Source organism: Methylobacterium sp. yr668 (genome assembly GCF_900116245.1).
Classification (GTDB): Bacteria; Pseudomonadota; Alphaproteobacteria; order Rhizobiales; family Beijerinckiaceae; genus Methylobacterium.
Genome location: NZ_FOZY01000047.1, coordinates 1 through 26,697, shown reverse-complemented (window position 1 = coordinate 26,697; position 26,697 = coordinate 1). Strand labels below are relative to the sequence as shown.

The following is a 26,697-nucleotide window of genomic DNA, read 5'->3' as shown; positions in this document are numbered from 1 at the left end:
CTCGACTTCCTCGCCCACCTTCACGATGCCGCGCTCGACGCGACCCGTCACCACCGTGCCGCGGCCCGAGATCGAGAACACGTCCTCGATCGGCATCAGGAACGGCATGTCGATCGGACGCTCCGGCTGCGGGATGTAGCTGTCCACGGTCGCCATCAGCGCCAGCACCGCCTCCTTGCCGATCTTCGGCTCCTTGTCCTCGAGCGCCATCAGCGCCGAGCCCTTGGTGATCGGGATGTCGTCGCCCGGGAAGTCGTACTTCGACAGCAGCTCGCGCACCTCCAGCTCGACCAGCTCCAGGAGCTCCTCGTCGTCGACCATGTCGACCTTGTTGAGGAACACCACCAGCGCCGGGACGCCGACCTGGCGGGCCAGCAGGATGTGCTCGCGGGTCTGCGGCATCGGGCCGTCGGCCGCCGACACCACCAGGATCGCGCCGTCCATCTGCGCCGCGCCCGTGATCATGTTCTTCACGTAGTCGGCGTGGCCGGGGCAGTCCACGTGCGCGTAGTGACGGTTCTGCGTCTCGTACTCCACGTGCGCCGTCGAGATCGTGATCCCGCGCGCCTTCTCCTCGGGCGCCTTGTCGATCTGGTCGTAGGCCGTGAACGTCGCCCCGCCCGTCTCGGCCAGGACCTTCGTGATCGCCGCCGTCAGAGACGTCTTGCCGTGATCGACGTGGCCGATCGTGCCAATGTTGCAGTGCGGCTTGGTGCGGGAGAACTTTTCCTTGCCCATCAGAGCCTCCTAGATTCGAATTCGCGTTGCGGAAGAAGAGATGCTTAGGCGTACTTGGCGATGACCTTGTCGGCCTCGCCGCGCGGCACCTCTTCGTAGTGATCGAACTGCATCGTGAAGTTGGCGCGGCCCTGCGAGAAGGAGCGCAGCTGGTTCACGTAGCCGAACATGTTGGCAAGCGGCACCATCGCGTTGATGACGTTGGCGTTGCCGCGCATGTCCTGACCCTGGATCTGGCCGCGGCGGGCGTTCAGATCGCCGATGACCGAGCCGGTGTACTCCTCCGGCGAGACGACCTCGACCTTCATCACCGGCTCGAGCAGGACCGAGCCGCCCTTCTGCAGCGCCTCGCGGAAGGCGGCGCGGGAGGCGATCTCGAAGGCAAGCGCCGAGGAGTCGACGTCGTGGTAGGCGCCGTCGACCAGCTCGACCTTGACGTCGACCACCGGGAAGCCGGCGAGGACGCCCGCGCCGAGGACCGAGTTGAGGCCCTTCTCGACGCCCGGGATGTACTCCTTGGGCACCGCGCCGCCGACGATCTTCGACTCGAACGCGAAGCCGGCGCCCGGCTCGTTCGGCTCGACGACGAACTTCACGCGGGCGAACTGGCCAGTACCGCCGGTCTGCTTCTTGTGCGTGTAGTCGATCTCCTGACGGCGCGTCAGCTTCTCGCGGTAGGCGACCTGCGGCTGGCCGATATTCGCGTCGACCTTGTAGGTGCGGCGCAGGATGTCGACCTTGATGTCCAGGTGGAGCTCGCCCATCCCCTTGAGAATAGTCTGGCCGGATTCCTGGTCGGTGGAGACGCGGAAGGACGGGTCCTCGGCGGCGAGCTTCGAGAGCGCGATGCCGAGCTTCTCCTGGTCGGCCTTCGACTTCGGCTCGACGGCGATCTCGATGACGGGCTCGGGGAACTCCATCTTCTCGAGGATCACGGCCTTCTGCGGGTCGCAGAGGGTGTCGCCCGTGCGGGTGTCCTTGAGGCCGGCCAGCGCGACGATGTCGCCCGCGAAGGCCTCCTTGATGTCCTCGCGGTTGTTGGCGTGCATCAGGAGCATGCGGCCGACGCGCTCCTTCTTGTCGCGCGACGAGTTCAGCACGTTGGCGCCGGTCTCGACCTTGCCCGAGTACACGCGGCAGAAGGTGATCGTGCCGACGTGGGGATCGTCCATGATCTTGAAGGCGAGCATGGAGAAGGGATCCGCATCCGACGGGTGACGGACGGTCTCTTCCTCGGTCTTGAAGTCGATGCCCTTGATCTCGCCGCGATCGGCCGGGGAGGGCAGGTAGTCCACGACGGCGTCGAGGAGCGGCTGCACGCCCTTGTTCTTGAACGCCGAGCCGCAGAGCACCGGGTGGAAGGCGCGCAGCTGGACAGCCTTGCGCACCAGGACGCGCATGGTGGCCTCGTCCGGCTCGTTGCCGTCGAGGTAGGCGGCCATGGCGTCGTCGTCGAGCTCGACGCAGGCCTCGACCAGCTTGGTGCGGTACTCGACGGCCTGGTCCTTGAGGTCGGCCGGGATCTCGGTCTCGTCGAAGTTGGCGCCGAGCGCCTCACCCGACCAGACGATCGCCTTCATCTTGATGAGGTCGATCACGCCCTGGAAGCTCGACTCGGCGCCGATCGGCAGCTGCAGGCAGACGGGCTTGCCGGCGACGCGGTCGATGATGTCGGCGACGCACTTGAAGAAGTCGGCGCCGATCTTGTCCATCTTGTTGACGAACACGACGCGCGGCACGTCGTACTTGTCGGCCTGACGCCACACGGTCTCGGTCTGCGGCTCGACGCCCTGGTTGCCGTCGAGCACGCACACGGCGCCGTCGAGCACGCGGAGCGAGCGCTCCACCTCGATGGTGAAATCGACGTGGCCGGGGGTGTCGATGATGTTCAGGCGCTTGTCGCGCCAGAAGCAGGTCGTCGCAGCCGAGGTGATCGTGATGCCACGCTCCTGCTCCTGCGCCATCCAGTCCATGGTGGCGGCGCCCTCATGGACCTCGCCGATCTTGTGGGACTTTCCGGTGTAGTAGAGGATCCGCTCGGTCGTCGTGGTCTTGCCGGCATCGATGTGGGCCATGATGCCGAAGTTGCGGTAGTCCTCGATCGCGTGCGTGCGGGGCATCGAATTGCTCCTGAGAGACGGCGGAACCGCTTACCAGCGGTAGTGCGAGAAGGCGCGGTTGGCTTCCGCCATCCGGTGCGTGTCTTCGCGCTTCTTGACGGCGTTGCCGCGGTTGTTCGCGGCGTCGAGCAGCTCAGCCGAGAGGCGCTCGACCATGGTGCGGTCGTTGCGCGAACGCGCGGCCTGGATCAGCCAGCGGATCGCGAGGGCCTGGCGGCGCTCGGTGCGGACCTCGACGGGGACCTGGTAGGTCGCGCCGCCGACGCGGCGGGAGCGGACCTCGATCATCGGGGCGACGTTGTCGAGCGCGGCGCGGAACACCTCGATCGGGTTGGCGCGGGCGCGGTTCTCGACGATGTCGAAGGCACCGTAGACGATCCGCTCGGCGGTCGACTTCTTGCCCTCGTACATGATGGAGTTCATGAACTTCGTCAGCACCACGTCCCCGTACTTCGGGTCCGGGATGATCTCACGCTTCTCGGCAGAGTGACGACGGGACATCTTCTGAGACTCTCGAACGAAAAGATCTTAAGCGCCCCGCGCAGGCCGCCTCAGCCCTCAGGCCGGCGACATCCTTGCGAGGCCGTGGAAACGCGTACCGGCGCCCGGGAAATATCCGGGCGTCCGACTTACTTCGGGCGCTTGGCGCCGTACTTCGACCGGCGCTGCTTGCGGTTCTTCACGCCCTGCGTGTCGAGCACGCCGCGCAGGATGTGGTAGCGCACACCCGGAAGATCCTTCACGCGGCCGCCGCGGATCATCACCACGGAGTGCTCCTGAAGGTTGTGACCCTCGCCCGGGATATAGCCGATCACCTCGAAACCGTTGGTGAGGCGCACCTTGGCGACCTTCCGGAGCGCCGAGTTCGGCTTCTTCGGGGTCGTCGTGTAAACGCGGGTGCAGACGCCGCGCTTCTGCGGGCAAGCGTCGAGCGCCGGAACCTTGTTGCGGCTCCGCTGGATCTTCCGCGGCTGGGCGATCAGCTGGTTGATCGTCGGCATCCTGTGCCCTCTTCCTCGGTCACCTAGTCCGAACTGCGCAGGGCAGTCCGCAAAACGAATATGCGCCGGAGGGCCTGTCACGGACCCTCGGCGCGGTGTGGGCAGAGGAGCACGCCCGAAACGAACGCGCTCGTACCTACGGATCTGACTTACAGCGTCAGGCGATTTGAACCCTCGGAGCGCTCGGGGCGATGGCGGCGGCTTCCAGGGTTGCGCCCAAGGGCCGTCGGCAGCCGATGGCCGTCCGAAGTGGCGCGCTTCTAGACGCCGTTGCGCCGCAGGTCAATGCGGTCACGGCAGAAAACTGCACCGCGGCGGAGGTTAAGGATCGGTCAAGGGCGCGCAGGGCGCCCGCGATCGGCGAGCCTTCGCGACGGCGGAGCCGAGGGACCGCTATCGCGCACGGCGCCTCGTCCCGTCAACGGAAGCCGGGGTAGGCCGGCCACGTGGCGGCGGGACTTCGGCGCAGCCTCGGGCCCTGCCCGGGCGCGGCAGGAGAATCTGCCCCGCAGCCGCCAGATCTTTCGGCGATCGGCACCCGCCCGCGAGGAAAAAATAGAATCTTTCTCCGTTGATTTTCGTGTTCCCCAAAGATGAAATGCGCTGGCGGTCGAGATAAATCCTGCTGGCATCCTCTGATTTTGCGCCAATAGCGAAGACCAGATCGATTTATCCTCCAACGCAGAAGTCCGACGCGATTTAGACTGCTATATTCGCGATATTTGATCAGCGCTCTGCCTGTACCGGCCCCGAACCATCCGATGGAGTCACGCGTGCGCCGCCTCTTCGCCCTCGTTCTCGCGACCCTCCTGTCGGTCGGCCCCGCAACGGCCGACCGTCTGGACGACATCAGAAAGGCCGGCGTTCTCCGGGTCGCCGCCTTCGACAGCAACCCGCCGTTCGGCTTCGTCGATCCCGCGACGAAACGGATCGCCGGCCTCGACGTCGACTACGCGCAGGCCATCGCCGACGCGCTCGGCGTCAAGCTGGAGATCCGGCCCACCAACCCGGCGAATCGTATCCCGCTGCTGACCTCCGGCAAGGTCGATCTGATTCTGGCGAACTTCACCATCACGGACGAGCGGGCCAGGCAGCTCGATTTCAGCATCCCGTACTTCGCCTCCGGCCAGCAGTTCCTGGCCAAGAAGGGCACCCTGTCGTCGCCGGAGCAGCTCAATGGGCTTCGAATTGGTGCAGACAAGGGCACCACCAACGAGATCGTCCTGCGCCGCGACTTCCCGAAGGCGGTCGTGGTCGCCTTCGACGACACGCCCTTCGCATTCACGGCCCTGCGCAACGGCAATGTCCAGGCGATCACGCAGGACGGCCCGAAGCTGGTCGGGCTGCTCGCGAAGGTGCCGGACCGGCAGAACTACGAGATCCCCGCCTTCAGCATCTCCAACGACTATATCGGCGTCGGCATCCCGAAGGATGAGGCGCGGCTCCGGGACTGCGTGAACGAGACCCTGCGCGGCCTGGAGTCGAGCGGCAGGGCGGCGGCGATCTACGACCGCTGGTTCGGGCCCGCGACCGAGCAGCCGCTGCCGCGCCTGTTCCGGATCGGGGACCGCCCCTGACCGGGGCGGCACGACGACGATGGCCGCGCTGTTCGGCGATCCGCTCGCGCCGCGCTACCTCGTCTGGCTGCTGCAAGGCTTCGGGATGACCCTGACCTTGTCGGCGGCCACCTGTCTTGCCGGCACGGTGCTGGGCCTCGCGGCGTGCGGGCTGCGCGAGGCGGGCGGGCGCGCGGGGCGCGGCGTCGTGGCCGTCTCCGTCGGCATCGTCCGCAACACACCGCTGCTGGTGCAACTCTTCGTCTGGTACTTCGCGGTGGCCGCCGCCCTGCCGCAGGGCGTGACGGCCTGGCTCAACGCGCCGCACGTCCTGGACCTGGGATTCGGGATCCTGCGCTGGCCCGCTTACGAGAGCCTCGCCGGGTTCTGCGGGCTCACGCTCTACGCGGGCGCCTACATCGCCGAGGAACTCCGCGCCGGCATCAGGGCCGTCCGGCCCGCTCAGCGGGCGGCGGCCCTGGCCCTCGGCCTCACGCCCGTCCAGGCGTTCCGCCACATCGCTCTGCCCCAGGCCCTGCGCGTCGCCTGGCTGCCGATCGTCGGCCAGTACCTCAACACGCTCAAGAACACGTCACTGACCATGACGATCGGCCTCGCGGAGCTGTCCTACGCGTCGCGGCAGGTGGAGACCGAGACCTTCCAGACCTTCCAGGCCTTCGGCATCGCGACGCTGCTCTACGTCGGCGCGGCCGCCGCGGCGGAGACGACCGGGCAGATCCTCGAGCGCCGCGCCCGTCGACCGGGCCGGCACCGATGAATCCGTCGGTCATCATCGACAATCTCGGTTACCTGCTGGTCGGGGCCTGGCCCGACGGGCCGGTCGGCGGGCTGGCCCTGACACTGATTCTCTCCGGCCTGTCCGGCCTGGCCTCGGCCGCGCTCGGGCTCGTCCTCGGCATCGCCCTGGCCGTGAGCGCGGGCGCGGCCCGGGCAGCGCTCACAGCCGCGCTCGGCTTCCTCCGCGCTGTGCCGGTCGTGATGCTGATCTTCTGGACCTACTTCCTGCTGCCGATCCTGTTCGGCGTGTCGATCCCCGAGATCGGCACGGTCGCGGTGGCGCTGTCGCTCGTCGGAGGCGCCTACCTGTCCCACGGGGTGGCGGCGGGCATCGCGAGCGTCGGCCGTGGTCAGTGGGAGGCCGGCCTCGCGCTCGGCCTCGACCCCTGGCGCACCCTGCGCTTCGTCGTCCTCCCGCAGGCGCTGCGGGCCATGGCGCCGTCCTTCGTCAACCAGTGGACCACGCTCATCAAGGACACGTCGCTCGCCTACGTGATCGGCGTGCCCGAACTCGCCTTCGTGGCGGCGCAGGTGAACAACCGCGCGATGGTCTACCCGGCCGAGATCTTCCTCTTCGTCGGTGCCGTGTACGGCATCCTCTGCGCCGGTCTCGACGGGCTGGCCGCCCGGCTGACGAATACCGGCAAGGTCGCGGCACATCGCACCCCGTGACGGAGCGGCCGGCCGACGCGCCCGAGCCGGCTCGCGGGACACGACCGATTTACCGGGGCACACGTGCAAGGCGTACCGGATCGGGGCAGGTGCGCGCCGGCACGGTCTACGGAGAATTAAAGCGATCCATCGAATTGTCGCGCACATCGGGCGGCCAACTCGCCGCCGCAGGTTCGCGTCGAGGGTGTTGCGTATGGGTTGCGTCGCGGTCAGCAACGTCGTTCCGTTCCGGCGGCCGATTCCCGCCCAGGCCCCCGGCGAGCGGGAGGCGCGCAACCGTCGCCGCAGCGAGCAGCGCTCCCTCCTGGACGCTGTCTACGCGACTGGCAGCATGGTCGTCGCCGCGGAGGATCGCGGCCTCAAGCTCACCGCCTCGCGGCTGCAGGTCTACGGCTTCCTGGCGATCGAAGAGGTCGGCGAAGACGGCCTGATGCGGCGGCTTCGCCCGTCCGAGGCGATTCGCGCCCGGTCGGAGCGGCCCTGGCGCCTGTCGAGGCCCGCGAGCGGAGCCTCGGTCACCATCCCGAGCCTCGACGGATTCCTGTTCGAGACGGCCGGCCAACCGATCTGATCGACCCCGAACGCTGCACGTCAACCGACCGGCGCGCCGAGAGGCGCGCCGGTCGTCGCACGTTCAGGGCTCGCGTTCCGCGGCCGGATGGGCGGGCACCGCAGCGATCGAGCCGCGCGGCGCCGCGGACCAGCCCCGAAGCCGGATCAGCCCCCCTATGCGGCGGCGACGATTTCCCGCCGCTCCGCTTGCCATCACCCGCGGCCCGTAGTATGCGCCCGGCCTTCGCGACATTTCCGATGGGTGCTCGCACCCCGTGAACGCGGTGACCGCGCCGGTGTCTGACGACACCGCCAGCGCGGTCGAACACATGAGCCGGGGACGTCAGGTCCCCATCAGGCGTCGTCCGCCGGGCAATACCGTCCGTGTGCGGAAACCCGCCTGAAACAAGGAGTCACGCACGTGATCCAGATGCAGACGAATCTGGACGTCGCCGACAACTCGGGTGCACGCCGTGTGATGTGCATCAAGGTTCTCGGCGGGTCGAAGCGCAAGTATGCCGGCGTCGGCGACGTGATCGTCGTCTCCGTCAAGGAGGCGATCCCGCGCGGTCGCGTCAAGAAGGGCGACGTCATGAAGGCGGTCGTCGTCCGCACGGCGAAGGACGTGAAGCGCGCCGACGGTTCGGTGATCCGCTTCGACAAGAACGCCGCGGTCCTGATCAACAATCAGAAGGAGCCGATCGGCACCCGTATCTTCGGACCGGTGCCGCGCGAGCTCCGCGCCCGCAACCACATGAAGATCATCTCCCTGGCTCCGGAGGTGCTGTAATGGCCGCCAAGATCAAGAAGGGCGACAAGGTCGTCGTGCTCACCGGCCGTGATTCGGGCCGGTCGGGCGAGGTGATCCAGGTTCTGCCGAAGGAAGGCCGGGCCTTCGTGCGCGGCATCAACCTGGTGAAGAAGCACCAGAAGCAGACCCAGAACCAGGAAGGCGGCATCATCTCCAAGGAGGCCGCCATCCAGCTCTCGAACATCGCGGTCGCGGATGCCAACGGCAAGCCGACCCGCGTGGGTTTCCGCATCCTCGAAGACGGGCGCAAGGTCCGGTTCGCCAAGACCACGGGGGATCAGATCGATGGCTGAGGCCGACAAGAACGCCTACACCCCGCGCCTGCGCAAGCACTACGACGAGGTGGTTCGCCAGAAGCTGATCGAAGAGTTCGGCTACAAGAACCCCATGGAAGTGCCGCAGATCACGAAGATCGTGATCAACATGGGCGTCGGCGAGTCCACCGCGGACTCGAAGAAGGCCTCGGTGGCGGCGGGCGACCTCGCCCTGATCGCCGGCCAGAAGCCGGTCATCACCAAGGCCCGCAAGGCCATCGCGACTTTCAAGGTCCGCGAGGGCATGCCGATCGGCTGCAAGGTGACCCTGCGCAAGCAGCGCATGTACGAGTTCATGGACCGGCTGATCACCATCGCGCTGCCGCGCGTGCGTGACTTCCGCGGCCTGAACCCGCGCTCGTTCGACGGCCGCGGCAACTACGCCCTGGGTCTCAAGGAGCACCTCGTGTTCCCGGAGATCTCCTACGACAAGGCCGAGCAGATGTGGGGCATGGACATCGTCGTGGCGACCACCGCCAAGACCGATGCCGAGGCCAAGGCGCTGCTCGCCGCCTTCAAGTTCCCGTTCCGGCAGTGAGGCCCTCGGGTCTCAGACGCGGACACCGGAGATAGACGACATGTCGAAGAAAAGCTCAGTCGAGAAGAATGAGGCCCGCAAGGCGCTGGTGAAGCGCTTCGCGGCCAAGCGGAAGGCGCTCCTCGAGATCGCCAACAACGACGCCCTCGAGATGGAGGAGCGCTTCGAGGCGCGCCTCAAGCTCGCGGAGCTGCCGCGCAACTCGTCGGCCACGCGCATCCGCAACCGTTGCGGCATGACCGGCCGTCCGCGCGCCTACTACCGCAAGATGGGCATCTCGCGCGTGGCGCTGCGCGAGCTTGGCAACCGGGGCCTGATCCCCGGTCTGGTCAAGTCGAGCTGGTAAGGAGGTCCCCATGGTCAACGATCCCGTGGGCGACATGCTCACCCGCATCCGCAACGGCCAGCTGCGCCGTCGCAACGTCGTCCAGACGCCCGGCTCGCGCCTGCGCGCCAGCGTCCTCGACGTCCTGAAGTCCGAGGGCTACATCCGCGACTACGCGGCGACCGACCTCGGCAACGGCCGCACCGAGTTCGCCATCGAGCTCAAGTACTACGACGGGCGCCCCGTGATCCGCGAGATCAAGCGCGTCTCGAAGCCGGGCCGCCGGGTCTACTCGTCGGTCGGCGAGCTGCCGCACGTGGCCGACGGCCTCGGCGTCACCATCGTCTCCACCCCGCAGGGCGTCATGGCCGACCACGAGGCGCGTGAGCGCAACGTCGGCGGTGAAGTGCTCTGCACCGTGTTCTGATCGGGACGGAGGAGGTTATCCCATGTCTCGCGTAGGCAAGAAGCCGGTCCCCGTACCGGCCGGCGTTACCGCCACGGTCACCGGTCAGACGGTGAAGATGAAGGGTTCGAAGGGCGAGCTGTCGTTCGTCGTTCCGTCGCTCGTCAACGTGGCGATGAAGGACGGCGCCATCGAGGTGCAGCCCGTCAACCAGTCCAAGCCGGCGCGCTCCCTGTGGGGCACGTCGCGGGCGCAGATCGCCAACATCGCCGAGGGTGTTTCGAAGGGCTTCGAGAAGAAGCTCGAGATCACCGGCGTCGGCTATCGCGCCGCGATGGCCGGCAAGGCGCTGAAGCTGTCGCTCGGCTACAGCCACGACATTGAGTACGCGATCCCGGCCGGGATCACGATCGTTACCCCGAAGCCCACCGAGATCACGATCTCCGGGATCAACCGCCAGCAGGTCGGTCAGGTCGCCGCCGAGATCCGCGACTACCGCGGACCCGAGCCCTACAAGGGCAAGGGCGTGAAGTACGCGGGCGAGTTCATCTTCCGCAAGGAAGGCAAGAAGAAGTAAGGAGGGCATCATGTCTCGCAAGCTCGAAGCCCTCGATCGCCGCAAGGCGCGCGTCCGCCGCGCGCTGCGGGCCGCCGCCAACGGCCGTCCGCGGCTCTCGGTGTTCCGCTCGTCGAAGCAGATCTACGTGCAGGTCATCGACGACGTCGCCGGCAAGACGCTGGCCTCGGCCTCGTCGATCGACAAGGCGCTCAAGGGCGAACTGAAGACCGGCGCCGATGTCGCCGCCGCCAAGGCGGTGGGCAAGCTCGTCGCCGAGCGCGCCAAGGCGGCGGGCGTCACGAAGGTGATCTTCGACCGCTCCGGCTACATCTACCACGGCCGCGTCGCCGCCGTGGCCGAAGCCGCCCGCGAGGGTGGCCTGGAGTTCTGAGTCACGACGGCGGGCCGGGCGGATCCTCTTCGCCCGGCATATCCGAAACCCGATCGAGCGAGCGGCCCCGCCGGCCGCGTCAGTGAGATGGACAGGTAGACAACATGGCACGTGAACGTGAAGGCGGGGGCCGCGGCCGCCGCGAGGATCGCGAGGAGCGCGACAGCGAGTTCGTGGACAAGCTTGTCCACATCAACCGCGTCGCCAAGGTGGTGAAGGGCGGCCGTCGCTTCGGCTTCGCGGCCCTCGTCGTCGTCGGCGACCAGAAGGGCCGCGTCGGCTTCGGCCACGGCAAGGCCCGCGAGGTGCCGGAGGCCATCCGCAAGGCGACCGAGGCCGCCAAGCGCGGTCTGATCCGCGTCTCCCTCCGCGAGGGCCGGACCCTGCACCACGACGTCAACGGCCGCCACGGGGCAGGCAAGGTGATCCTCCGCGCGGCCCCGCAGGGCACCGGCATCATCGCCGGCGGCCCGATGCGCGCCGTGTTCGAGACGCTCGGCATGCAGGACGTCGTCGCCAAGTCGCTGGGTTCGTCGAACCCCTACAACCTCGTGCGCGCCACCTTCGAGGCGCTCAAGAACGAGGACAGCCCGCGCTCCGTGGCGGCCCGCCGCGGCATCAAGGTGTCGACGCTGCAGTCGCGTCGCCGCGATGCCGATCCGGCCGACCAGTCCGAAGCCGCGGTCGCGTAAGGGAGGGTCCGATGGCACAGAAGACCGTCCGCATCGAGCAGATCGGCTCGCCGATCCGCCGCGAGGCCAGCCAGCGCCAGACGCTGATCGGCCTCAAGCTCAACAAGCTCCACCGCGTGTCCGAGCTGGAGGATACTCCCTCCGTTCGCGGCATGATCCGCAAGGTTGCGCACCTCGTGCGCGTCCACGGCGACGTGGCGTGAGGAGGTCCCGATGAAGCTCAACGAGATCAGCGACAACCCCGGCGCAACCAAGAACCGGATGCGCGTGGGTCGGGGCATCGGCTCCGGCAAGGGCAAGACCGCGGGTCGCGGCGTGAAGGGTCAGAAGGCCCGGACCGGCGTGTCCATCAAGGGCTTCGAGGGCGGTCAGATGCCGCTGCATCGTCGCCTGCCGAAGCGCGGCTTCAACAACCTCTACGCCCAGGACTTGAACGAGGTGAACCTCGGCCGGATCCAGGAGGCCGTCGACGCGGGCAAGCTCGACAAGGCCGCCACCGTGACGGTGGAGAGCCTGGTCGCCGCCGGCATCATCGCCCGTCCCCGTGACGGCGTGAAGCTGCTCGGCGTCGGCGAGCTGACCGCGAAGCTCAGCTTCGAGGTGACCCGCGCCTCCAAGTCCGCCGTCGAGGCGGTCGAGAAGGCCGGTGGCTCGGTCAGCACCGTCTACGCCCAGGGTGCCTCCACCCGCGGCGGCAGCGAGGCGGCCACGGCCTGACGGGAGCGACTCCGGAACCCGTTGCACGGGCTCCGCGCACCCTTTAAGCCGATCCTTCGAGCGGCGGCCCTGCGACCACGCGGGCCGCCGTTTTTCGTTTCATTCGGGCACCCTTCGCCCGGCGACATGTCCAGGACGCGACGCTTATGGCCTCAGCCGCCGAGCAGCTTGCCGCCAACCTCAACTTCGGTGCGATTGCCAAGGCCGATGAGCTGAAGAAGCGCATCTGGTTCACGCTCGGCGCCCTCGTGGTGTTCCGGCTGGGCACGTACATCCCGATTCCCGGCATCGATCCGGAGCAGTTCGCCCGGAACTTCCAGCAGCAGGCGGGCGGCGTGCTGGGCCTGTTCAACATGTTCTCGGGCGGCGCCGTGGAGCGCATGGCGATCTTCGCCCTGAACATCATGCCCTACATCTCGGCCTCGATCATCGTGCAGCTCCTGACCTCGGTGATCCCGAGCCTGGAAGCGCTCAAGAAGGAGGGCGAGTCGGGCCGCAAGGTCATCAACCAGTACACCCGGTACCTGACGGTGGTGCTGGCGCTGGTTCAGTCCTGGGGCATCGCCATCGGCCTCCAGGGCTCCTCGGCCGCCATCGATCCGGGGCCGTTCTTCCTGGCCTCGACGGTGATCACCCTGACGGGCGGAACCCTGTTCCTGATGTGGCTCGGCGAGCAGATCACCTCGCGCGGCATCGGCAACGGCTCGTCGCTGATCATCTTCGCCGGCATCGTGGCCCACCTGCCGGTGGCGATCGCGGGCGCGCTGGAACTCGGCCGCACCGGCGCCCTGTCCCCGGCAATCATCCTGGGCGTCGGCGTCGCCGCCGTCGCGCTCGTCTACTTCATCGTGTTCATGGAGCGCGCCCAGCGCCGGCTCCTGATCAACTACCCGAAGCGCCAGGTCGGCAACCGTATGTACGAAGGTCAGACCTCGTTCCTGCCGCTCAAGCTCAACACCTCGGGCGTGATCCCGCCGATCTTCGCCTCGTCGCTGCTGCTGCTGCCGGCGACCGCCGCGAGCTTCTCGGCCAACGGGGGCGCCACGGGCTGGCTCGGCACGGTCACGGCCTATCTCGGCCACGGCACCCCGCTGTTCATGGTGCTCTACGCGGCGCTGATCATCTTCTTCACGTTCTTCTACACCGCAGTCGTCTTCAATCCGCAGGAGACGGCCGACAATCTGAAGAAGCATGGCGGCTTCATCCCGGGCATCCGTCCGGGCGAGCGCACCGCGGCCTTCATCGACAAGGTGCTGACCCGCATCACGGTGATCGGCGCCCTGTACCTGACCCTCGTGTGCCTCTGCCCGGAGATCCTGTCGTCCTACGCCGCGGCCAGCCTCGGCTTCGGCGGCACGTCCCTGCTCATCGTGGTCTCGGTCACGATGGACACGGTGGCGCAGGTCCACGGGCACCTGATGGCCCATCAGTACGAGGGCCTCGTGAAGAAGGCCAAGCTGCGTGGCGCGTCGACCACGCAACGGCGACGCTGAGCCTGCTACAGAGGCGGCCGGACTCCGAGGACGCTCCCGCCTCTGGCCCAAAGGTCTGGATGCCTCACCGGCCCGGACCGGCTAGAAAACCCCGAACCCGGCGATGCCAGGGAGGCTTCGCCACCGCGGCTTGTGCCCACTGAGAGAGTGGGCCGAACGAGGACAACGCCATGCGCATCATTCTGCTCGGGCCGCCCGGTGCGGGGAAGGGGACGCAATCCGAGCGGATCGTACAGCGCTTCGGCATCCCGCAGCTGTCGACGGGGGACATGCTGCGCGCCGCGGTGGCCGCCGGCACGCCGGTCGGCCTCGAGGCCAAGGCGGTGATGGAATCCGGCGGTCTCGTCTCCGACCGGATCGTGGTCGGCATCGTCGCCGACCGGATCGAGGAGCCGGACGCCCGCCGCGGCTTCATCCTCGACGGCTTCCCGCGCACGGTCGCGCAGGCGGAAGCGCTCAGCGAGATGCTGGCGAGCAAGGGCTTGAGCCTCTCCGCCGTCATCGAGCTGAAGGTCGACGAGAACGCCCTGGTCGGCCGCATCGAGAAGCGCGCCGCCGAGACCCTGGCCCGCGGCCAGGCCGTGCGGAAGGACGACACCCCCGAGGTGTTCAAGCAGCGGCTCGAGGCATACCGCGCCCAGACGGCGCCCCTCTCCGCCTATTACGCGCAGAAGGGCATGCTGGAGACCATCGACGGCATGCAGCCGATCGACAAGGTCACGGCCGACCTGATGGCGACACTGGAGCCGCACGAGGAGCGCGTCGCCTCCTGAGGGCGATCGCGGCGCGCTGACCGACCGTTTCGGCGCGCCCGTGAACCCGGCGGTGTCCCTGGGGGTTATGGGGCGGGTCCACGATCGGAAACGCCATGACCGTCCGCCTCCTCGCCACCGCCTCCCTCCTGCTCGCGGTGGCCCTCCCGCCGCTGCCGGCCTTCGCGCAGAGTCCGGCCCAGTCCTTCGTTTACGGCCAGAAGCGGTTCCGCAACGCCTGCCGGCCGCCGCTGAAGTATCTGGCGGGGACTTGCGCCCGCCGCTGCCCGGCGGGCTACCAGGACATGGGCCGCACGTGCCGGCTGCGGAATCAGGGCTTTCGCTGAGGCGCGGGCGGCCGCCCGTCGGGGGCGTGGCTCAGATCCGCCCCTCCCTGCGGAGGCTGCCGAAGAAATTGACGACGTCCATCTGGAGCGACCGGTGGCCGAACAGCCGGAGCGGGTAGCCCGCCGCGGTGCCGTCGCGCAGCTCGATCATCGCCGTCATCGTGTTGTAGCGGAACACCATGCGGCGACCGGCGAAGCTCGCCCAGAGCAGGGGCGGACCATCATCCGCGTCCTGCAGCGCGACCGAGCCAGACTCCGCCTCGGCGAGAACGCCGCCGATCACCGCCAGCGTCACCGGCATGACCTCCTCCAGGGTCTCCTCGGCGGCGCGCAGCACCGAGTCGGCGAAGGCCCGCAGGGTCGCGCCGTCGCTCGTCAGAACCGCCATCTTCGCTCCTCAACCAGATCCCAGGGCGCATCGACGCGCGTGACGGGGCGAGGCCGTGCCGACCCGTCGTTGACAACGGGCCGCCCGCGCGCTAGCAGGCCCTCCTTCGTCCAACCGAACGATGGTCCGAGGTGCCCTGTCCAGGGCCGCCCGCGGGCCGCGTCGTCGTTTCACGTGCGCAGGGGCCGGCCTCCACCGGACGCGCGCGACAGCGGCCCGGATCCCCGGGTCCCATATGGAGAGTGATCGTGGCCCGTATCGCAGGCGTCAACATCCCGACCAACAAGCGCGTCGTCATCGCGCTCCAGTACATCCACGGCATCGGGGCCAAGAAGGCCGAGGAAATCACCCAGAAGGTGAACATCCCCGCCGAGCGTCGCGTCAACCAGCTGACCGACGCCGAGGTTCTGTCGATCCGCGAGACGATCGATCGCGACTACCTCGTCGAGGGCGACCTGCGCCGCGAAGTCTCGATGAACATCAAGCGCCTGATGGATCTCGGCGCCTACCGCGGTCTGCGTCACCGCAAGCAGCTGCCGGTCCGTGGCCAGCGCACCCACACCAACGCCCGCACCCGCAAGGGCAAGGCGAAGCCGATCGCCGGCAAGAAGAAGTAAGTTTTTGGAACTGGGAGGCCGTGCTCCGCTCGGCCTCCTTCCCGTCGCGCCAGGTGTCCCGCAACGGGTCCGGCGCCGGCTCGACTGCCCTGCACGGGTGCTCCGGCCAAGTCCCAAAAAGAATCCCGAGCGCCTGGTGTTACGGGCGTGCCTGAAGGAAGAGTGAGACCAGAATGGCTAAGGAACCGCAACGCGTCCGCCGCCGCGAGCGCAAGAACATCGTGTCGGGCGTCGCCCACGTGAACGCCTCGTTCAACAACACGATGATCACCATCACGGACGCGCAGGGCAACACGATCTCGTGGTCGTCCGCCGGTGCGATGGGCTTCAAGGGCTCGCGCAAGTCGACCCCGTACGCCGCCCAGGTCGCCGCCGAGGATGCTGGCCGCAAGGCCGCCGAGCACGGCATGCGCACCCTCGAGGTCGAGGTGTCCGGTCCGGGTTCGGGCCGCGAGTCGGCGCTCCGCGCCCTGCAGGCCGCAGGCTTCACGGTGACCTCGATCCGCGACGTCACCTCGATCCCGCACAACGGCTGCCGGCCGCGCAAGCGCCGCCGCGTCTGATCGAAGCCTCTTGACGGAGAAGTTCATGACGGGATCGAAGCCGCTTCCGGGCGTGCTGCGTTGGAACCTCGGGGACCTCACGGTCACCGCGCTCAATGACGGCTGGTTTCAGGCCAGCCTCGATCTCGTCACGGGCATCTCCAAGGAGGAGGCCGGGCGGCTCCAGGTGGCGGGTTTCCGCACGGAGCAGCCGAAGATCACGCTGAACGCCTTCCTGATCACGGGTCCGGGCCTCAAGCCGACCCTGATCGACACGGGCTACGGCGACCTCGCCCCGGCACCGACCCTGGGTCGCGCCGGTGCAGCGCTCGCGCTGACCGGCGTCGCGCCGGAGGAGATCGGCACGGTGCTGGTCAGCCACCTGCACCCCGACCATGTCGGCGGTCTCGTGAAGGACGGCGCGGCGCGCTACCCGAACGCCGAGATCGTGCTGCACGCCGACGAGGCGGCGCATTGGCTCCTGGACGAGGCCCTGGCCAAGGCGCCGGAGGCCGCGAAGCCCTACTTCGAGGGCGCCCGCAGGTCCCTGGCCCCCTACGCCGGCAAGGTGCGCGAGCACCGCGGCGGCGAGGTCCTTCCGGGGATCACGGCGGTCCCTCTGCCCGGCCATACGCCGGGCCATTGCGGTTTTCGCATCGTCTCCGGTGGACAGGCGCTGATGATGTGGACCGACGTGGTGCACCTGCCGGCGATCCAGTTCAAGAACCCGGAGGCCGGCGTCGGCTTCGACGTCGACGGCGACCAGGCGCGGGAGACGCGCAAGCGGATCCTGGACGAGGTGGCCCGCGAGCGCACGCTCATCGCCGGCGGCCATCTCGAGTTCCCGGCGCTCGGCTACGTGGATCGGGATGGGGCTGGCTACAGCTTCGTGCCGGTGCTGTGGGTCGGCGGCGAGTAACGGCGGATACGGATTTCAGGGACCGTTCGGGGCGCCAGGGGGCGGCACCGAGTGGCCGAAGCGCGGGGACGGGCGTCGCGGATCCCGGGCAAGGACGAGAGGTAGGATCGTGGTCATTCAGAAGAATTGGCAGGAACTGATCAAGCCGAACAAGCTGCAGGTCACGACCGGCGACGACCCGAAGCGGGTCGCCACGGTCGTCGCCGAGCCGCTCGAGCGCGGCTTCGGCACGACGCTGGGCAACGCCCTGCGCCGCGTGCTCCTGTCGTCGCTCCAGGGCGCCGCCGTGACCTCGGTGCAGATCGACGGCGTGCTGCACGAGTTCTCGTCGATCCCGGGCGTGCGCGAGGACGTCACCGACATCGTCCTCAACATCAAGACCATCGCGATCCGCTCGCAGACCGACGCGCCCAAGCGCATGACCCTGCGCAAGACTGGCCCGGGCCTCGTCACCGCCGGTGACATCGGCACGGTCGGCGACATCCAGATCCTGAACCCCGACCTCGTGATCTGCACCCTCGACGACGGCGCCGAGATCCGCATGGAGTTCACGGTCGCCACCGGCAAGGGCTACGTCCCGGCCGAGCGCAACCGTCCCGAGGACGCGCCGATCGGCCTGATCCCGGTCGACTCGCTGTTCTCGCCGGTCACCAAGGTCAGCTACCGCGTCGAGACGACCCGCGAGGGTCAGGATCTCGACAAGGACAAGCTGACCATGACGGTCGAGACCAACGGCGCGGTCTCGCCGGAGGACGCGCTCGCCTACGCGGCGCGCATCATCCAGGACCAGCTGCAGGTCTTCGTGAACTTCGAGGATCCGCGCAAGGAAGAGGCCGCGCCGCTCGCGCCGCAGCTGCCCTTCAACCCGGCGCTGCTCAAGAAGGTCGACGAGCTGGAGCTGTCGGTCCGCTCGGCGAACTGCCTGAAGAACGACAACATCGTCTACATCGGCGACCTCATCCAGAAGTCCGAGGGCGAGATGCTGCGGACCCCGAACTTCGGCCGCAAGTCGCTCAACGAGATCAAGGAAGTGCTCGCCGGCATGGGCCTGCATCTCGGCATGGACATCCCCGGCTGGCCGCCGGAGAACATCGAGGATCTCGCCAAGCGCTTCGAGGAACACTACTGAGAGGCGAAGCCGCCTCGAGCTGAACCGGGCGGCGCCACGCGGCGCCGCCCGGTTCGGCCCATCCAGGCCCGGGACCAGCGGCGACGACGCCTAGTCCCGAACGAATCCCGCCGCGGGGTTACGCGGACATCAACCGCCCCGTTCCCGGGGCACCCGGCCGTACCGTGGCACGGCGGCCGAGACGAGAAGGAAGCCAGCACATGCGTCACGCCTACCGCGGCCGCCGTTTCAACCGCACCGCCGAGCATCGCAAGGCGATGTTCGCCAATATGTCCGCCGCGCTGATCAAGCACGAGCAGATCATCACCACCCTGCCGAAGGCGAAGGACCTGCGTCCGGTCGTCGAGAAGCTGATCACGCTGGGCCGCATCGACAGCGTCCACACCCGCCGCCTCGCCATGGCGCAGCTCCGCGACGCCGACATGGTCAAGAAGCTCTTCACCGTCCTCGGCCCGCGCTACAAGGGCCGTCCGGGCGGCTATTGCCGGATCATGAAGGCGGGCTTCCGCCAGGGCGACAACGCCCCGCTCGCGGTGATCGAGTTCGTCGACCGCGACGTCGAGGCTCGCGGCAAGGATTCCGGTCCGAGCCAGGTCTCCGAAGCCGCCTGATCGGCACGGAGCGCCCCGTCGCTCCTAGTCTTTGAGAAGCCGTCCCGGACACTCCGGGGCGGCTTCTCGCGTTTCGGCTCCTCGCCGCGATCGCCATGACGACGCGCGAACAACAAAAAAACCCGCCGGCTCGCGCCGACGGGTCTGAAGCAGGGTCCACGTCTCGGATGGTCGCGGGAGCTCGCCCTGGCGGCCTGTCTCAGACAGGCCGGGAACTCGACCGCGCCGCGCTCCGAAAACCCCTATCCCTGCCGGGACTCGTCCGGTGGACCGTCCTGGTCGAGATCGTTGTCACGCCTGCGGCGCGGGAAGATGCCGTGATTGCTCATGGTCCACCTCCTCTTCGTAACCCGGGGCCTGCGGGCCCCACGAGGAGAGAATGAGCCGGCAATCGATTGGTTGCAAGCCCCCGTCAGCCGACGGGTCCGGCTCCGCCGTCGAGCAGCGTGGCGACCCGGGCCGCGAGGTCCGCGGAGCGGAACGGCTTCGTGAGCACCGGCAGGTCGTCGGGGATCTGCATCGCCTCGGCATGTCCGGTGAGGATCAGGACCGGCAGGCGCGGATCGCGCTCGCGGATCTCGGCGGCCAGCTCGATGCCGCTCATGCCGGGCATGGCGAGGTCGGCGACGACGATGTCGTAGCGGTCCGCCTCGAGGAGCCGGAGCGCGGCCTCGCCGTCGCCGGCTTCCGTGGTGCTGTGGCCGAAGCCGGTGAGGAACGAGGCCGTCACGTGGCGCACCTGCGAATCGTCGTCGACGATCAGGACGCGGGCCCGCCGGCCGGCGACCGGGACGGTGCCGGCGGCCTCGGGCGCCTGCTCGGGCGCCTGATCGGCGAAGGGGAGGGCGAGCTCCACGCGGGTGCCCCGACCGACCACGCTGTCGATCGCCAGCCGGCCCTTGGATTGCTGCGCGAGGCCGAACACCATGGCGAGGCCGAGCCCGGTGCCCTGGCCGACGGCCTTGGTGGTGAAGAACGGCTCGCAGACCCGGCGCAGGATCTCCTCCGGGATGCCGGTGCCCTCGTCGGTGACGCTGATGCCGAGATAGGTGCCGTCGGCGATCTCGGGATCGCCGCTGATCGCGAGCCGGCGCGTCGCGACCGTGATCGCCCCCCCGTCCGGCATGGCGTCGCGGGCGTTGATGCAGAGGTTGAGCACGGCGAGTTCGAGTTGGTCCGGATCGACCTGGACCGCCGGCAGGCCGTCCGCGAGGTCGGTCCGGACCGTCACGAGACCGCCGAGGCTGCGACCGAACAGATCGCTCATCCCGGAGATCAAGGTGTTCACGTCGACGGCGCGCGCCTGGAGGTCGTGGGCGCGGCTGAAGCTCAGGAGGCGCTTGGTCAGGGACGCCCCGCGCTCGGCGGCGCCGCGGGCGTTCTCGATCAGGCGCTGGACCCGCGGCTGGTCGGCGACCTTCGGGCCGGCGAGCTCGAGGCTGCCGAGGATCGCGGTCAGCAGGTTGTTGAAATCGTGCGCGATGCCGCCCGCGAGGGTGCCCAGCGCCTGCATCTTGTCGGACTGGCGCAGGCGCGCCTCGAGGGTCCGCTGCTCGGTCACGTCGCGCTCGATCGTCGCGAGGTGGCTGATCGCCCCGCCCGCGTCGCGGATCGGCACCCGCGTCACGTGGCTCCACTGCTCGGCGCCGGTCGGGCCGTCGCTGATCAGGCTCTCGGCCACCGCCCCGGACCGGATCGCGGCCGCGTCCGCCGCCGTCACGGGCTCGGCCTTCGGGCCGAGAAGTTCGTCCTCGCGCCGCCCGAGGCTGGCGGCGACGTCGTGGCCGAGCAGGGCGGCCTTGCGGCCGTTCAGCCGGACGAAGCGGCCCTCCGCGTCCTTGAAGCTGATCGCGTCCTGGGCGTGGTCGAGGAGGCCGCGGAGGAGAGCCCGCTCGGTGGCGAGGTCCCGGCCGAGGCGGTGGCGCTCGAAGGCCTGCCGGACGGTGGAGCGGAGCAGGCCCGCGTCCCAGGGCTTGGTGACGTAGCCGACGATGCCGCCGCGGTTGAGGGCGGCGATTACCGCGGTGATGTCGGCGTAGCCGGTCAGCAGGATCGCCTGCGCGTCGTGGAAGCTGCGGGCCTCGGCGAGGAGCGCGTCGCCGGTGAGGCCCGGCATCCGCTGGTCCGAGAGCACGACGGCGATGTCGGGCTCGGCGCGCAGGATCTCCAGCGCCTCGGCCGGACGCGAGGTCGTCAGAACCCGGTAGGAATCCTCGAACAGGTCCTCCAGGGCGATCAGGATGTCCGGCTCGTCGTCGACGGCCAGGATCGTTCCTACACCTGCCGTACCGTCACTCATGCACTGGCCGCCTGCCGCGGGATCCCGATCACGAAGCAGGCTCCCCCACCCGGGGCCGTCTCCACGGTGAGCGAGCCGCTATGCGCTTGAACGACGCTGTAGGCAATCGCAAGACCCAGGCCCGTGCCGGATCCGACCGGTTTCGTCGTGAAGAACGGCTCGAAGATCTTCTCACGCAGCGTATCCGGGATGCCTGGCCCGGTATCGCTGATGCGAATCTCGTCGAGTTCAGGGTTCGACTGGGTCGTGATCCGGATCGTGCCGCCCTCCGGCATGGCGTCGGCGGCGTTGCCCAGGATGTTCATCACCACCTGGTTGAGGAGTGCCGGGGTGCAGTGGATCTCGGCGCGGCCCGTGAAGCTGCGCTCCACGGCGATGCGCTCGCCGAGCTTGTGCTGGATCAGCGCGAGCACCGTCTCGATCGCCTCCGGCACGTTGACCAGGGCGCGCTCGCCCTCGTCGAGGCGCGAGAACTTCCGGAGGTTCAGCACCAGATCCTGGATGCGGGTCAGCCCCATCCGCATCGAGCCGACCCGCTGCCGGGCCTTGTCGATGGCGCGGGTGGCGGCCTCCGGAGCGGCGCCCGGCAACTCGCCGAGCAGGCGCTCGACGGTGCCCTGGTGGGCCAGGATGAAGGCCAGGGGATTGTTGATCTCGTGGGCGATCCCCGCCACCAGCTCGCCGAGCGAGGCCATCTTGGCGGCCTGGACGAGCTTGGACTGCGCCTCGGTGAGCTGGCGGTTGGCGTCGGCGAGGTCGCGGTTGGCCCGCTCCAGGGCGTCGGCGAGGCCCGCTCGGGCCTCGGCCGCGTCGGCCTCCGCGCGGGCGCGCTCCACCGCCCGCTCGCGCTCGCCGAACTGGCCGGCGATGCGCCGGTCGTCCTCCTCCAGGAGCCGCCGCCGCACGAAGCCACGGACCCGCAGGGCCAGGACCTCGGCGTCGGTCTTCGAGACCACGTCGTCGGCGCCGGCCGCGTAGGCTTCGACGAGGAAGTCCTTGGCGGGATCGCTGCCGGCGATGCCGACGAGGTGGAAGCCCGCGCCGGCCGCCTGTCCCGAGCGCCGCTGGCTGATCGCCCGGCACAGGGCGAGGCCGTCATAGGCGTGGCCCAGGAGATCGACCGTCACGCAGTCGAAGGCCTCGTCGCCGGCGGCCGCGTCCAGGGCGGCCAGGGCCGCCTCCGGCCCGTCGACGCTCGCCACGTGGTGGCCGTCCTGGCCCATTACGCCGGCGAGGAAGGTCCGGTAGGTGGCGCTGCCGTCGATCACCAGGACCCGCCCGCGCCGGAACGCGGCGGCGCCCGGTCCCTCACCGTCGGTCGTCGGCCGGCGCTCGCGCAGCAGGGCGCGGATGCGCAGGATCATCAGGTCGCGGTCGGCGGATTTCGGCAGGTAGGCGTCGGCGCCGCTCTCCAGACCCTGGCGCTCGCCGCCGCTGCCGCCGGTCAGCATCAGGACCGGCAGGGCCCGGGTGCGCAGCGACAGGCGCATCTGCCGGATCAGCTCGTCGCCGTTCATGCCCGGCAGGTGGTAATCGGCCACCACGAGGTCGGGCTGGCTGCGGTTGAGGTGATCGAGGGCGGTCTCGGCGGAGGCGCAGCGCTCCACCGCGAAGCCGTGCGCCTCCAGCAGCAGGCGCAGTTCCAGGGCCTGCGTCTCCGAATCCTCGACCAGCAGGATCTGGGCCGGCACCTCCGCCGTGCCGGCCTCGCTCACGGCCGCGCCCCCGCATCCACGAGGCGCAGGACGTGGTCGGCGACGCGGTCGAGGGGCAGGACGGCGCGGGCGGCCCCGAGACGCACGGCCGCCGCCGGCATGCCGTAGACGACGGCGGTGCTCTCGTGCTCGGCCACGGTCTGGGCGCCGGCCCGGTGCATGTCGGCGAGGCCCAGGGCCCCGTCCTCGCCCATGCCGGTCAGCAGCACGCCGATGCCGGAGGGTCCGGATTGCCGGGCCATGGACCGGAACAGCACGGTGGCGGCCGGGCGCTGGCCGGAGACGGGCGCGGAATCGATCACCCGCAGGATCCGGCCGGAACCGATCTCCAGGTGGCGGTCGCCCGGGGCCACGTAGACCCGGCCGGGTTCGGCGCGCTCGCCGTCCTGGGCGAGGGAGACCGGGAGGGCGACGACGCTGTCGAGCCAGCTGGCGAACCCGTCCATGAAGGCCGCGCCCATGTGCTGGACGACCAGGACCGGCAGCGGGAAGTCCTTGGGCAGGGCGCCGATCACCCGCGCCAGCGCCGGGGGACCGCCCGTCGAGGCGGCGATGCCCAGGAGGCTCGGGGCCTGCCCGGACAGGTCGGCCAGCGGCGCCTGGGGCGCGACGGCGGAGCGGCCGGCCCACTCGGTGCCGATCGGCCGGCGGCGGATGACCGGAACCTGGGCCATGATCCGCAGCTGCGTGCAGATCTCGCCGGCCACGCCCTCGTAGCCGGCATGGGTCGTGGCCACGGGCTTCTCGACGACCGACAGGGCCCCGGCCCGGAGCGCGTTCATCGAGATGCGCAGCGAGTTATCCTCGACCGAATCCGCCACCACGACGATCGGGGTCGGGTGCTCGGCCATGATCCGGCGGGTCGTCTCCAGCCCGTCGATCCCCGGCAGGCGGATGTCCATCGAGATCACGTCCGGCCGCACGGTCCGGAGCTTGTCGAGGGCCTCCTCGCCGGAGGCGACCGCGGCCACGAGCTCGAGGCGGGGATCGCGGGAGACGATGTGGCGCAGCAGCTCGCGCACCACGAGGCTGTCCTCCACGAGCATCACACGGACGGGGGTCATAGGAGCTGCCCGATCGTATCCAGCAGCTGGCGCTGGTCGAACTTCTGCTTGGTCAGGTAGGCGTCGGCGCCGAGATCCAGGCCCCGGGCGACGTCGGCTGCGTCCCCGCGCGAGGTCATCAGGATCGCCGGGAGCCGGGCGAAGCGCTCGTCGGCCCGCAGGGCCTTCAGGAGGCCGAACCCGTCGAGGCGCGGCATCTCCACGTCGGCGAGCACCAGGTTCACGGGCTCGATCTCGGCGCGCAGCCGGTCGAGGGCGTCCTGCCCGTCGACGCAGACGACCACGCGGTAGCCGGCGGCTTCCAAGATTCCCTTCTCCAGAGTCCGGGTGGTGATCGAATCGTCGACGACCAAGATGGTCGCGCGCGCGGACGCGGCCGCCGCGGCGTGAGTCGTCGAACGTGGAGCCGGCGCCATCGTTCCGAGCGCGCCGCCCGATGTCCCGGCCTGGGCGCGCGAAGCGAGCCCCTCGGGGTCGAGGACCAGCACCGGCACGTCCCCGTTCAGCACCGCCGTGCCGGCGATCAGACCCGGATCGGCGCCGAAATCCGGCGCGGGCAGGACCAGGAACGGACGGACGTCGTGCAGGCGGTCGACCGCCAGGGCCAGACGGCCGCCGCCGGTCCGCAGGACGACGGCGGTCAGCGTGCCGGGATCGGCCGGGTCGGCGACCTGTCCGAGGATCGCGGCGAGGTCCGTCACCGGGTGGCTCGTCGCGGCGTCCCCGTCACCGAGGCGCACGATCGTCCGGCCCATGGCGACCGGCAGGTCGTCGCGCCGCAGGCGCAGGAGGCGCTCCACGGCGCCCCCGGGGAGGGCGTAGCTGCGCCCGGCCGCCTCGACCAGCAGCAGGCTGCGCCGGGCCGCCGAGAGCGGCAGGCTGAAGATCAGGGCGGTGCCAGCCGGGTCGCGCGGCTCCAGGCGGACGCTGCCCATGAGCTGGCGGGCGGCGTCCGCGGCCACCGAGAGGCCGTAGCCGCGCCCCGACAGGGTGTCGACCGCCTCGGCGGTGGAGAAGCCGGGCTCGAACACGAGGCGCAGCAGGGTGTCGGGTTCGGCCGCGGAAGCGGGGCCGAGGAGGCCGCGCTCGCGGGCCGCCGCCTCGATCCGGGCGAGGTCGGGGCCGGGCCCGTCGTCGAACACGGTGACCTGCAGGCGGGCGCCGCGCACCGCGACCTCCAGCCCGAGGCCCAGGGCCTCCGGCTTGCCGGCCGCGCGCCGCACCTCCGGCGCCTGCCAGCCGTGGCTGAGGGCGTTGCGCAGGGCGTGGAGCAGCGGATCCTTCAGCGCCTGCAGCGTGCCGCGCTCCACCGGCAGGTCGAGACCCCGCAACGTGAGATCGACCTCGCGGCCCTGCTCCCGGGCGGTCTCGCGCAGCGACCTCGCGAGGGGGGCCAGGACACTCTCGGCCGGGACCAGGGCGAGGCGCTCGGCGGCGGCGCGGACGCGGGTCGCGGCGCCCTCGACCGCGCTGGTCGCGGAGGCCTGGCGCCGCGACAGGTCCGCGGCCTCCCGGGCGAAGGCGCCGGCGCGCGCCGCGAGGGCGCGCCACTCGGGCCGCTCCGCGCCGGCCCCGGCCGCGAGGGCATCGGCGCCGACGCGCAGGTCGCGGGCCAGGCGGGCGAGCCGGGCGAGGCCGTCGGCCGCGGGCGCCTGGCCGGCCAGGGTGCTGGCGAGATCGTGGCTCGCCCGGGCAAGCGCCTCGACGGCCTCTGCCGGCACCCGCAGGATCGCCGCGGAGGCCTCCGGCGGCTCGGAGCCGGGTTTCGGCGCGGGGCCGGCCTGTGTCGGCGCGGCGGGGGGCCCCGGTGGCGGGCTCGGACTCGGATCCGGCAGCGGAGCGGGGGGCGGTGCGGCGGGCGGGGCGGGTGATGGGGGTTGTGCCGGCGGCGTCTCGCCCGGGAGCCGGAGGACATGGCCGAGGGCCGCCAGGGCGTCGGCCGGCATGTCCGGACCGGACCCGTCGGTGAGGCCGGCGACGTAGGACTCGATCCGGTCGAGGGCGAGGTGGACGGCGTTGGCCGCCTCGCGGTCGAGGGCGGTGGCGCCGGTGCGCACGCCCTCGAACAGCGTCTCCAGACGGTGGGCCACCGCCTCGACCGCCGGGAGATCGACGGCGCGGGAGGCGCCCTTCAGGCTGTGGGCGCGGCGGAAGACGTCGTTCCAGTCCGGCGTGGCGCTGCCGAGCGCCCCGCGGATCGCCGCGACGTGCTCCCGGTGCTCGACGTCGAAGGCGGCGAGCAGGAGCTTGCGGATATCCTCGGCCAACGGGGCGCCCGCCTCAGTTCCGGTATCGTTCGGCCAGGGCCATGAGGGCCTGGGCGAGCTCGGTGAGGTTGGCGGAGGCGGCCTCGACCTGCCGGGTGCCGGCCGCGGTCTGCTGGCTGGCCTGGCGGATGTTCTGCAGCGCCCCCATCACCTGCTCGATGCCCAGCTGCTGCTGGTTGGTCGAGGCCACGATCTGCTGGAACGTCTGCACGTTCTCCTCCACCCGCGCGGTGATCTCCTCGATCGTGCGCTGCGTCGTGTCCGAGCGCGTCTTGCCCGCCGCCGCGCGCTTGACCGCCTCCTCGGTCAGCATCACCGACGTGTTGATGCCCCGCTGGATCTCGCCCAGGATCCCCCGCACCTG

Annotated in this window: 31 protein-coding genes and 1 pseudogene; 22 read left to right on the top strand and 10 right to left on the bottom strand. The window is 69.8% G+C overall.

Annotation, left to right across the window (positions count from 1 at the left end):
- The 4 genes from BM419_RS29275 to rpsL form a co-directional block, all read right to left on the bottom strand.
- A partial coding sequence (locus BM419_RS29275) for an elongation factor Tu (RefSeq protein ID WP_139257077.1) occupies nucleotides 1-738 on the bottom strand: 738 nt, incomplete at its 3' end.
- A gap of 44 nt (nucleotides 739-782) precedes the next feature.
- Entirely contained in the window at nucleotides 783-2,858 is a 2,076-nt protein-coding gene (fusA, locus tag BM419_RS29270; RefSeq protein ID WP_091683595.1) for an elongation factor G, read from the bottom strand.
- Nucleotides 2,859-2,888: 30 nt separating this feature from the next.
- Nucleotides 2,889-3,359 (bottom strand): 30S ribosomal protein S7, encoded by a 471-nt coding sequence (gene rpsG, locus BM419_RS29265; RefSeq protein WP_012319183.1) that lies wholly within the window; start codon nucleotides 3,357-3,359, stop codon nucleotides 2,889-2,891.
- 128 nt (nucleotides 3,360-3,487) lie between these two features.
- Nucleotides 3,488-3,859 carry a 30S ribosomal protein S12 gene (rpsL, locus tag BM419_RS29260; protein WP_007557568.1) on the bottom strand — a complete coding sequence of 124 codons (372 nt, stop codon included), beginning with the start codon at nucleotides 3,857-3,859 and terminating at the stop codon, nucleotides 3,488-3,490.
- Between the two features lie 773 nt (nucleotides 3,860-4,632).
- Here rpsL and BM419_RS29255 point away from each other — a divergent pair.
- From BM419_RS29255 to BM419_RS29175, 17 genes are all read left to right on the top strand, one after another.
- A complete protein-coding gene (locus BM419_RS29255; protein WP_210188185.1) occupies nucleotides 4,633-5,436 on the top strand; it encodes an ABC transporter substrate-binding protein in 804 nt (267 codons plus the stop codon).
- A 19-nt stretch (nucleotides 5,437-5,455) separates the two neighbouring features.
- A complete protein-coding gene (locus tag BM419_RS29250; protein WP_091928494.1) occupies nucleotides 5,456-6,193 on the top strand; it encodes an amino acid ABC transporter permease in 738 nt (245 codons plus the stop codon).
- The gene (locus tag BM419_RS29245) at nucleotides 6,190-6,885 is read left to right on the top strand and encodes an amino acid ABC transporter permease (protein ID WP_091928493.1); all 696 of its coding nucleotides are present in this window, start codon (nucleotides 6,190-6,192) and stop codon (nucleotides 6,883-6,885) included. The genes BM419_RS29250 and BM419_RS29245 overlap by 4 nt, the downstream gene beginning before the upstream one ends.
- A gap of 193 nt (nucleotides 6,886-7,078) precedes the next feature.
- Complete coding sequence (locus tag BM419_RS29240; RefSeq protein WP_091683603.1) at nucleotides 7,079-7,456, top strand: hypothetical protein; 378 nt, start codon at nucleotides 7,079-7,081, stop codon at nucleotides 7,454-7,456.
- Between the two features lie 402 nt (nucleotides 7,457-7,858).
- Nucleotides 7,859-8,227, top strand: a complete 369-nt coding sequence (gene rplN, locus BM419_RS29235; protein ID WP_010686182.1) for a 50S ribosomal protein L14 — start codon at nucleotides 7,859-7,861, stop codon at nucleotides 8,225-8,227.
- Nucleotides 8,227-8,541, top strand: a complete 315-nt coding sequence (gene rplX / locus BM419_RS29230) for a 50S ribosomal protein L24 (RefSeq protein WP_012319178.1) — start codon at nucleotides 8,227-8,229, stop codon at nucleotides 8,539-8,541. Before rplN ends, rplX begins: the two co-directional genes overlap by 1 nt.
- Nucleotides 8,534-9,100 (top strand): 50S ribosomal protein L5, encoded by a 567-nt coding sequence (gene rplE / locus BM419_RS29225; protein ID WP_020096277.1) that lies wholly within the window; start codon nucleotides 8,534-8,536, stop codon nucleotides 9,098-9,100. Before rplX ends, rplE begins: the two co-directional genes overlap by 8 nt.
- A gap of 40 nt (nucleotides 9,101-9,140) precedes the next feature.
- Nucleotides 9,141-9,446 (top strand): 30S ribosomal protein S14, encoded by a 306-nt coding sequence (gene rpsN / locus BM419_RS29220; RefSeq protein ID WP_010686179.1) that lies wholly within the window; start codon nucleotides 9,141-9,143, stop codon nucleotides 9,444-9,446.
- 10 nt (nucleotides 9,447-9,456) lie between these two features.
- Nucleotides 9,457-9,852 (top strand): 30S ribosomal protein S8, encoded by a 396-nt coding sequence (gene rpsH, locus BM419_RS29215; RefSeq protein WP_010686178.1) that lies wholly within the window; start codon nucleotides 9,457-9,459, stop codon nucleotides 9,850-9,852.
- A gap of 22 nt (nucleotides 9,853-9,874) precedes the next feature.
- A complete protein-coding gene (gene rplF / locus BM419_RS29210; protein WP_020096278.1) occupies nucleotides 9,875-10,408 on the top strand; it encodes a 50S ribosomal protein L6 in 534 nt (177 codons plus the stop codon).
- A gap of 10 nt (nucleotides 10,409-10,418) precedes the next feature.
- Entirely contained in the window at nucleotides 10,419-10,781 is a 363-nt protein-coding gene (gene rplR, locus BM419_RS29205; protein ID WP_020096279.1) for a 50S ribosomal protein L18, read from the top strand.
- Between the two features lie 104 nt (nucleotides 10,782-10,885).
- Entirely contained in the window at nucleotides 10,886-11,473 is a 588-nt protein-coding gene (gene rpsE, locus BM419_RS29200; protein WP_012319173.1) for a 30S ribosomal protein S5, read from the top strand.
- An 11-nt stretch (nucleotides 11,474-11,484) separates the two neighbouring features.
- A complete protein-coding gene (gene rpmD, locus BM419_RS29195) occupies nucleotides 11,485-11,676 on the top strand; it encodes a 50S ribosomal protein L30 (protein WP_020096280.1) in 192 nt (63 codons plus the stop codon).
- 10 nt (nucleotides 11,677-11,686) lie between these two features.
- A complete protein-coding gene (gene rplO, locus BM419_RS29190; protein WP_020096281.1) occupies nucleotides 11,687-12,190 on the top strand; it encodes a 50S ribosomal protein L15 in 504 nt (167 codons plus the stop codon).
- Between the two features lie 146 nt (nucleotides 12,191-12,336).
- Nucleotides 12,337-13,683, top strand: coding sequence for a preprotein translocase subunit SecY (gene secY / locus BM419_RS29185; RefSeq protein WP_020096282.1), 1,347 nt, complete (start codon nucleotides 12,337-12,339; stop codon nucleotides 13,681-13,683).
- A 170-nt stretch (nucleotides 13,684-13,853) separates the two neighbouring features.
- Nucleotides 13,854-14,456 (top strand): adenylate kinase, encoded by a 603-nt coding sequence (locus BM419_RS29180; RefSeq protein ID WP_020096283.1) that lies wholly within the window; start codon nucleotides 13,854-13,856, stop codon nucleotides 14,454-14,456.
- Between the two features lie 95 nt (nucleotides 14,457-14,551).
- On the top strand, nucleotides 14,552-14,782 hold the full coding sequence (locus BM419_RS29175) for a hypothetical protein (RefSeq protein WP_020096284.1): 231 nt from the start codon (nucleotides 14,552-14,554) through the stop codon (nucleotides 14,780-14,782).
- Between the two features lie 31 nt (nucleotides 14,783-14,813).
- On the opposite strand, the gene BM419_RS29170 is transcribed toward BM419_RS29175, so the two are convergent.
- Nucleotides 14,814-15,170 (bottom strand): hypothetical protein, encoded by a 357-nt coding sequence (locus BM419_RS29170; RefSeq protein ID WP_091928492.1) that lies wholly within the window; start codon nucleotides 15,168-15,170, stop codon nucleotides 14,814-14,816.
- 248 nt (nucleotides 15,171-15,418) lie between these two features.
- Here BM419_RS29170 and rpsM point away from each other — a divergent pair, with 248 nt between their 5' ends.
- The 5 genes from rpsM (at nucleotide 15,419) to rplQ (ending at nucleotide 18,988) form a co-directional block, all read left to right on the top strand.
- Nucleotides 15,419-15,787, top strand: a complete 369-nt coding sequence (gene rpsM / locus BM419_RS29165) for a 30S ribosomal protein S13 (RefSeq protein WP_010686168.1) — start codon at nucleotides 15,419-15,421, stop codon at nucleotides 15,785-15,787.
- A gap of 173 nt (nucleotides 15,788-15,960) precedes the next feature.
- Nucleotides 15,961-16,350, top strand: a complete 390-nt coding sequence (rpsK, locus tag BM419_RS29160) for a 30S ribosomal protein S11 (RefSeq protein ID WP_010686167.1) — start codon at nucleotides 15,961-15,963, stop codon at nucleotides 16,348-16,350.
- Between the two features lie 25 nt (nucleotides 16,351-16,375).
- Nucleotides 16,376-17,248, top strand: coding sequence for an MBL fold metallo-hydrolase (locus BM419_RS29155; protein ID WP_091928496.1), 873 nt, complete (start codon nucleotides 16,376-16,378; stop codon nucleotides 17,246-17,248).
- Nucleotides 17,249-17,357: 109 nt separating this feature from the next.
- On the top strand, nucleotides 17,358-18,377 hold the full coding sequence (locus tag BM419_RS29150) for a DNA-directed RNA polymerase subunit alpha (RefSeq protein ID WP_010686165.1): 1,020 nt from the start codon (nucleotides 17,358-17,360) through the stop codon (nucleotides 18,375-18,377).
- 200 nt (nucleotides 18,378-18,577) lie between these two features.
- The gene (gene rplQ / locus BM419_RS29145; RefSeq protein WP_020096288.1) at nucleotides 18,578-18,988 is read left to right on the top strand and encodes a 50S ribosomal protein L17; all 411 of its coding nucleotides are present in this window, start codon (nucleotides 18,578-18,580) and stop codon (nucleotides 18,986-18,988) included.
- 412 nt (nucleotides 18,989-19,400) lie between these two features.
- Here the strand turns inward: rplQ and BM419_RS29140 are convergent, their stop codons facing one another.
- The 5 genes and pseudogenes from BM419_RS29140 to BM419_RS29120 form a co-directional block, all read right to left on the bottom strand.
- The gene (locus BM419_RS29140; protein ID WP_091928491.1) at nucleotides 19,401-21,287 is read right to left on the bottom strand and encodes a response regulator; all 1,887 of its coding nucleotides are present in this window, start codon (nucleotides 21,285-21,287) and stop codon (nucleotides 19,401-19,403) included.
- Complete coding sequence (locus tag BM419_RS29135) at nucleotides 21,284-23,002, bottom strand: response regulator (RefSeq protein WP_091928490.1); 1,719 nt, start codon at nucleotides 23,000-23,002, stop codon at nucleotides 21,284-21,286. The genes BM419_RS29140 and BM419_RS29135 overlap by 4 nt, the downstream gene beginning before the upstream one ends.
- Nucleotides 22,999-24,066: a chemotaxis-specific protein-glutamate methyltransferase CheB gene (cheB, locus tag BM419_RS29130; RefSeq protein WP_026605430.1), complete on the bottom strand. Its 1,068-nt coding sequence runs from the start codon at nucleotides 24,064-24,066 to the stop codon at nucleotides 22,999-23,001. The genes BM419_RS29135 and cheB overlap by 4 nt, the downstream gene beginning before the upstream one ends.
- A complete protein-coding gene (locus BM419_RS29125; RefSeq protein WP_091928489.1) occupies nucleotides 24,063-26,333 on the bottom strand; it encodes a hybrid sensor histidine kinase/response regulator in 2,271 nt (756 codons plus the stop codon). The genes cheB and BM419_RS29125 overlap by 4 nt, the downstream gene beginning before the upstream one ends.
- Nucleotides 26,334-26,346: 13 nt before the next feature.
- Nucleotides 26,347-26,697 (bottom strand): annotated as a pseudogene (locus BM419_RS29120) (hypothetical protein); the annotation flags it as partial.

Coding starts and splice junctions, on each gene's coding strand:
- rpsN (WP_010686179.1), top strand. CDS start 9,141: ATGTCGAAGAAAAGCTCAGTCGAGAAGAATGAGGCCCGCAAGGCGCTG.
- rpsE (WP_012319173.1), top strand. CDS start 10,886: ATGGCACGTGAACGTGAAGGCGGGGGCCGCGGCCGCCGCGAGGATCGC.
- rpsL (WP_007557568.1), bottom strand. CDS start 3,859: ATGCCGACGATCAACCAGCTGATCGCCCAGCCGCGGAAGATCCAGCGG.
- rplO (WP_020096281.1), top strand. CDS start 11,687: ATGAAGCTCAACGAGATCAGCGACAACCCCGGCGCAACCAAGAACCGG.
- BM419_RS29240 (WP_091683603.1), top strand. CDS start 7,079: ATGGGTTGCGTCGCGGTCAGCAACGTCGTTCCGTTCCGGCGGCCGATT.
- BM419_RS29250 (WP_091928494.1), top strand. CDS start 5,456: ATGGCCGCGCTGTTCGGCGATCCGCTCGCGCCGCGCTACCTCGTCTGG.
- rplR (WP_020096279.1), top strand. CDS start 10,419: ATGTCTCGCAAGCTCGAAGCCCTCGATCGCCGCAAGGCGCGCGTCCGC.
- rplF (WP_020096278.1), top strand. CDS start 9,875: ATGTCTCGCGTAGGCAAGAAGCCGGTCCCCGTACCGGCCGGCGTTACC.
- BM419_RS29175 (WP_020096284.1), top strand. CDS start 14,552: ATGACCGTCCGCCTCCTCGCCACCGCCTCCCTCCTGCTCGCGGTGGCC.
- rpsK (WP_010686167.1), top strand. CDS start 15,961: ATGGCTAAGGAACCGCAACGCGTCCGCCGCCGCGAGCGCAAGAACATC.
- rpmD (WP_020096280.1), top strand. CDS start 11,485: ATGGCACAGAAGACCGTCCGCATCGAGCAGATCGGCTCGCCGATCCGC.
- rplE (WP_020096277.1), top strand. CDS start 8,534: ATGGCTGAGGCCGACAAGAACGCCTACACCCCGCGCCTGCGCAAGCAC.
- rpsG (WP_012319183.1), bottom strand. CDS start 3,359: ATGTCCCGTCGTCACTCTGCCGAGAAGCGTGAGATCATCCCGGACCCG.
- rplQ (WP_020096288.1), top strand. CDS start 18,578: ATGCGTCACGCCTACCGCGGCCGCCGTTTCAACCGCACCGCCGAGCAT.
- rpsH (WP_010686178.1), top strand. CDS start 9,457: ATGGTCAACGATCCCGTGGGCGACATGCTCACCCGCATCCGCAACGGC.
- BM419_RS29170 (WP_091928492.1), bottom strand. CDS start 15,170: ATGGCGGTTCTGACGAGCGACGGCGCGACCCTGCGGGCCTTCGCCGAC.
- BM419_RS29180 (WP_020096283.1), top strand. CDS start 13,854: ATGCGCATCATTCTGCTCGGGCCGCCCGGTGCGGGGAAGGGGACGCAA.
- BM419_RS29140 (WP_091928491.1), bottom strand. CDS start 21,287: ATGAGTGACGGTACGGCAGGTGTAGGAACGATCCTGGCCGTCGACGAC.
- BM419_RS29155 (WP_091928496.1), top strand. CDS start 16,376: ATGACGGGATCGAAGCCGCTTCCGGGCGTGCTGCGTTGGAACCTCGGG.
- rplX (WP_012319178.1), top strand. CDS start 8,227: ATGGCCGCCAAGATCAAGAAGGGCGACAAGGTCGTCGTGCTCACCGGC.
- cheB (WP_026605430.1), bottom strand. CDS start 24,066: ATGACCCCCGTCCGTGTGATGCTCGTGGAGGACAGCCTCGTGGTGCGC.
- BM419_RS29245 (WP_091928493.1), top strand. CDS start 6,190: ATGAATCCGTCGGTCATCATCGACAATCTCGGTTACCTGCTGGTCGGG.
- secY (WP_020096282.1), top strand. CDS start 12,337: ATGGCCTCAGCCGCCGAGCAGCTTGCCGCCAACCTCAACTTCGGTGCG.
- fusA (WP_091683595.1), bottom strand. CDS start 2,858: ATGCCCCGCACGCACGCGATCGAGGACTACCGCAACTTCGGCATCATG.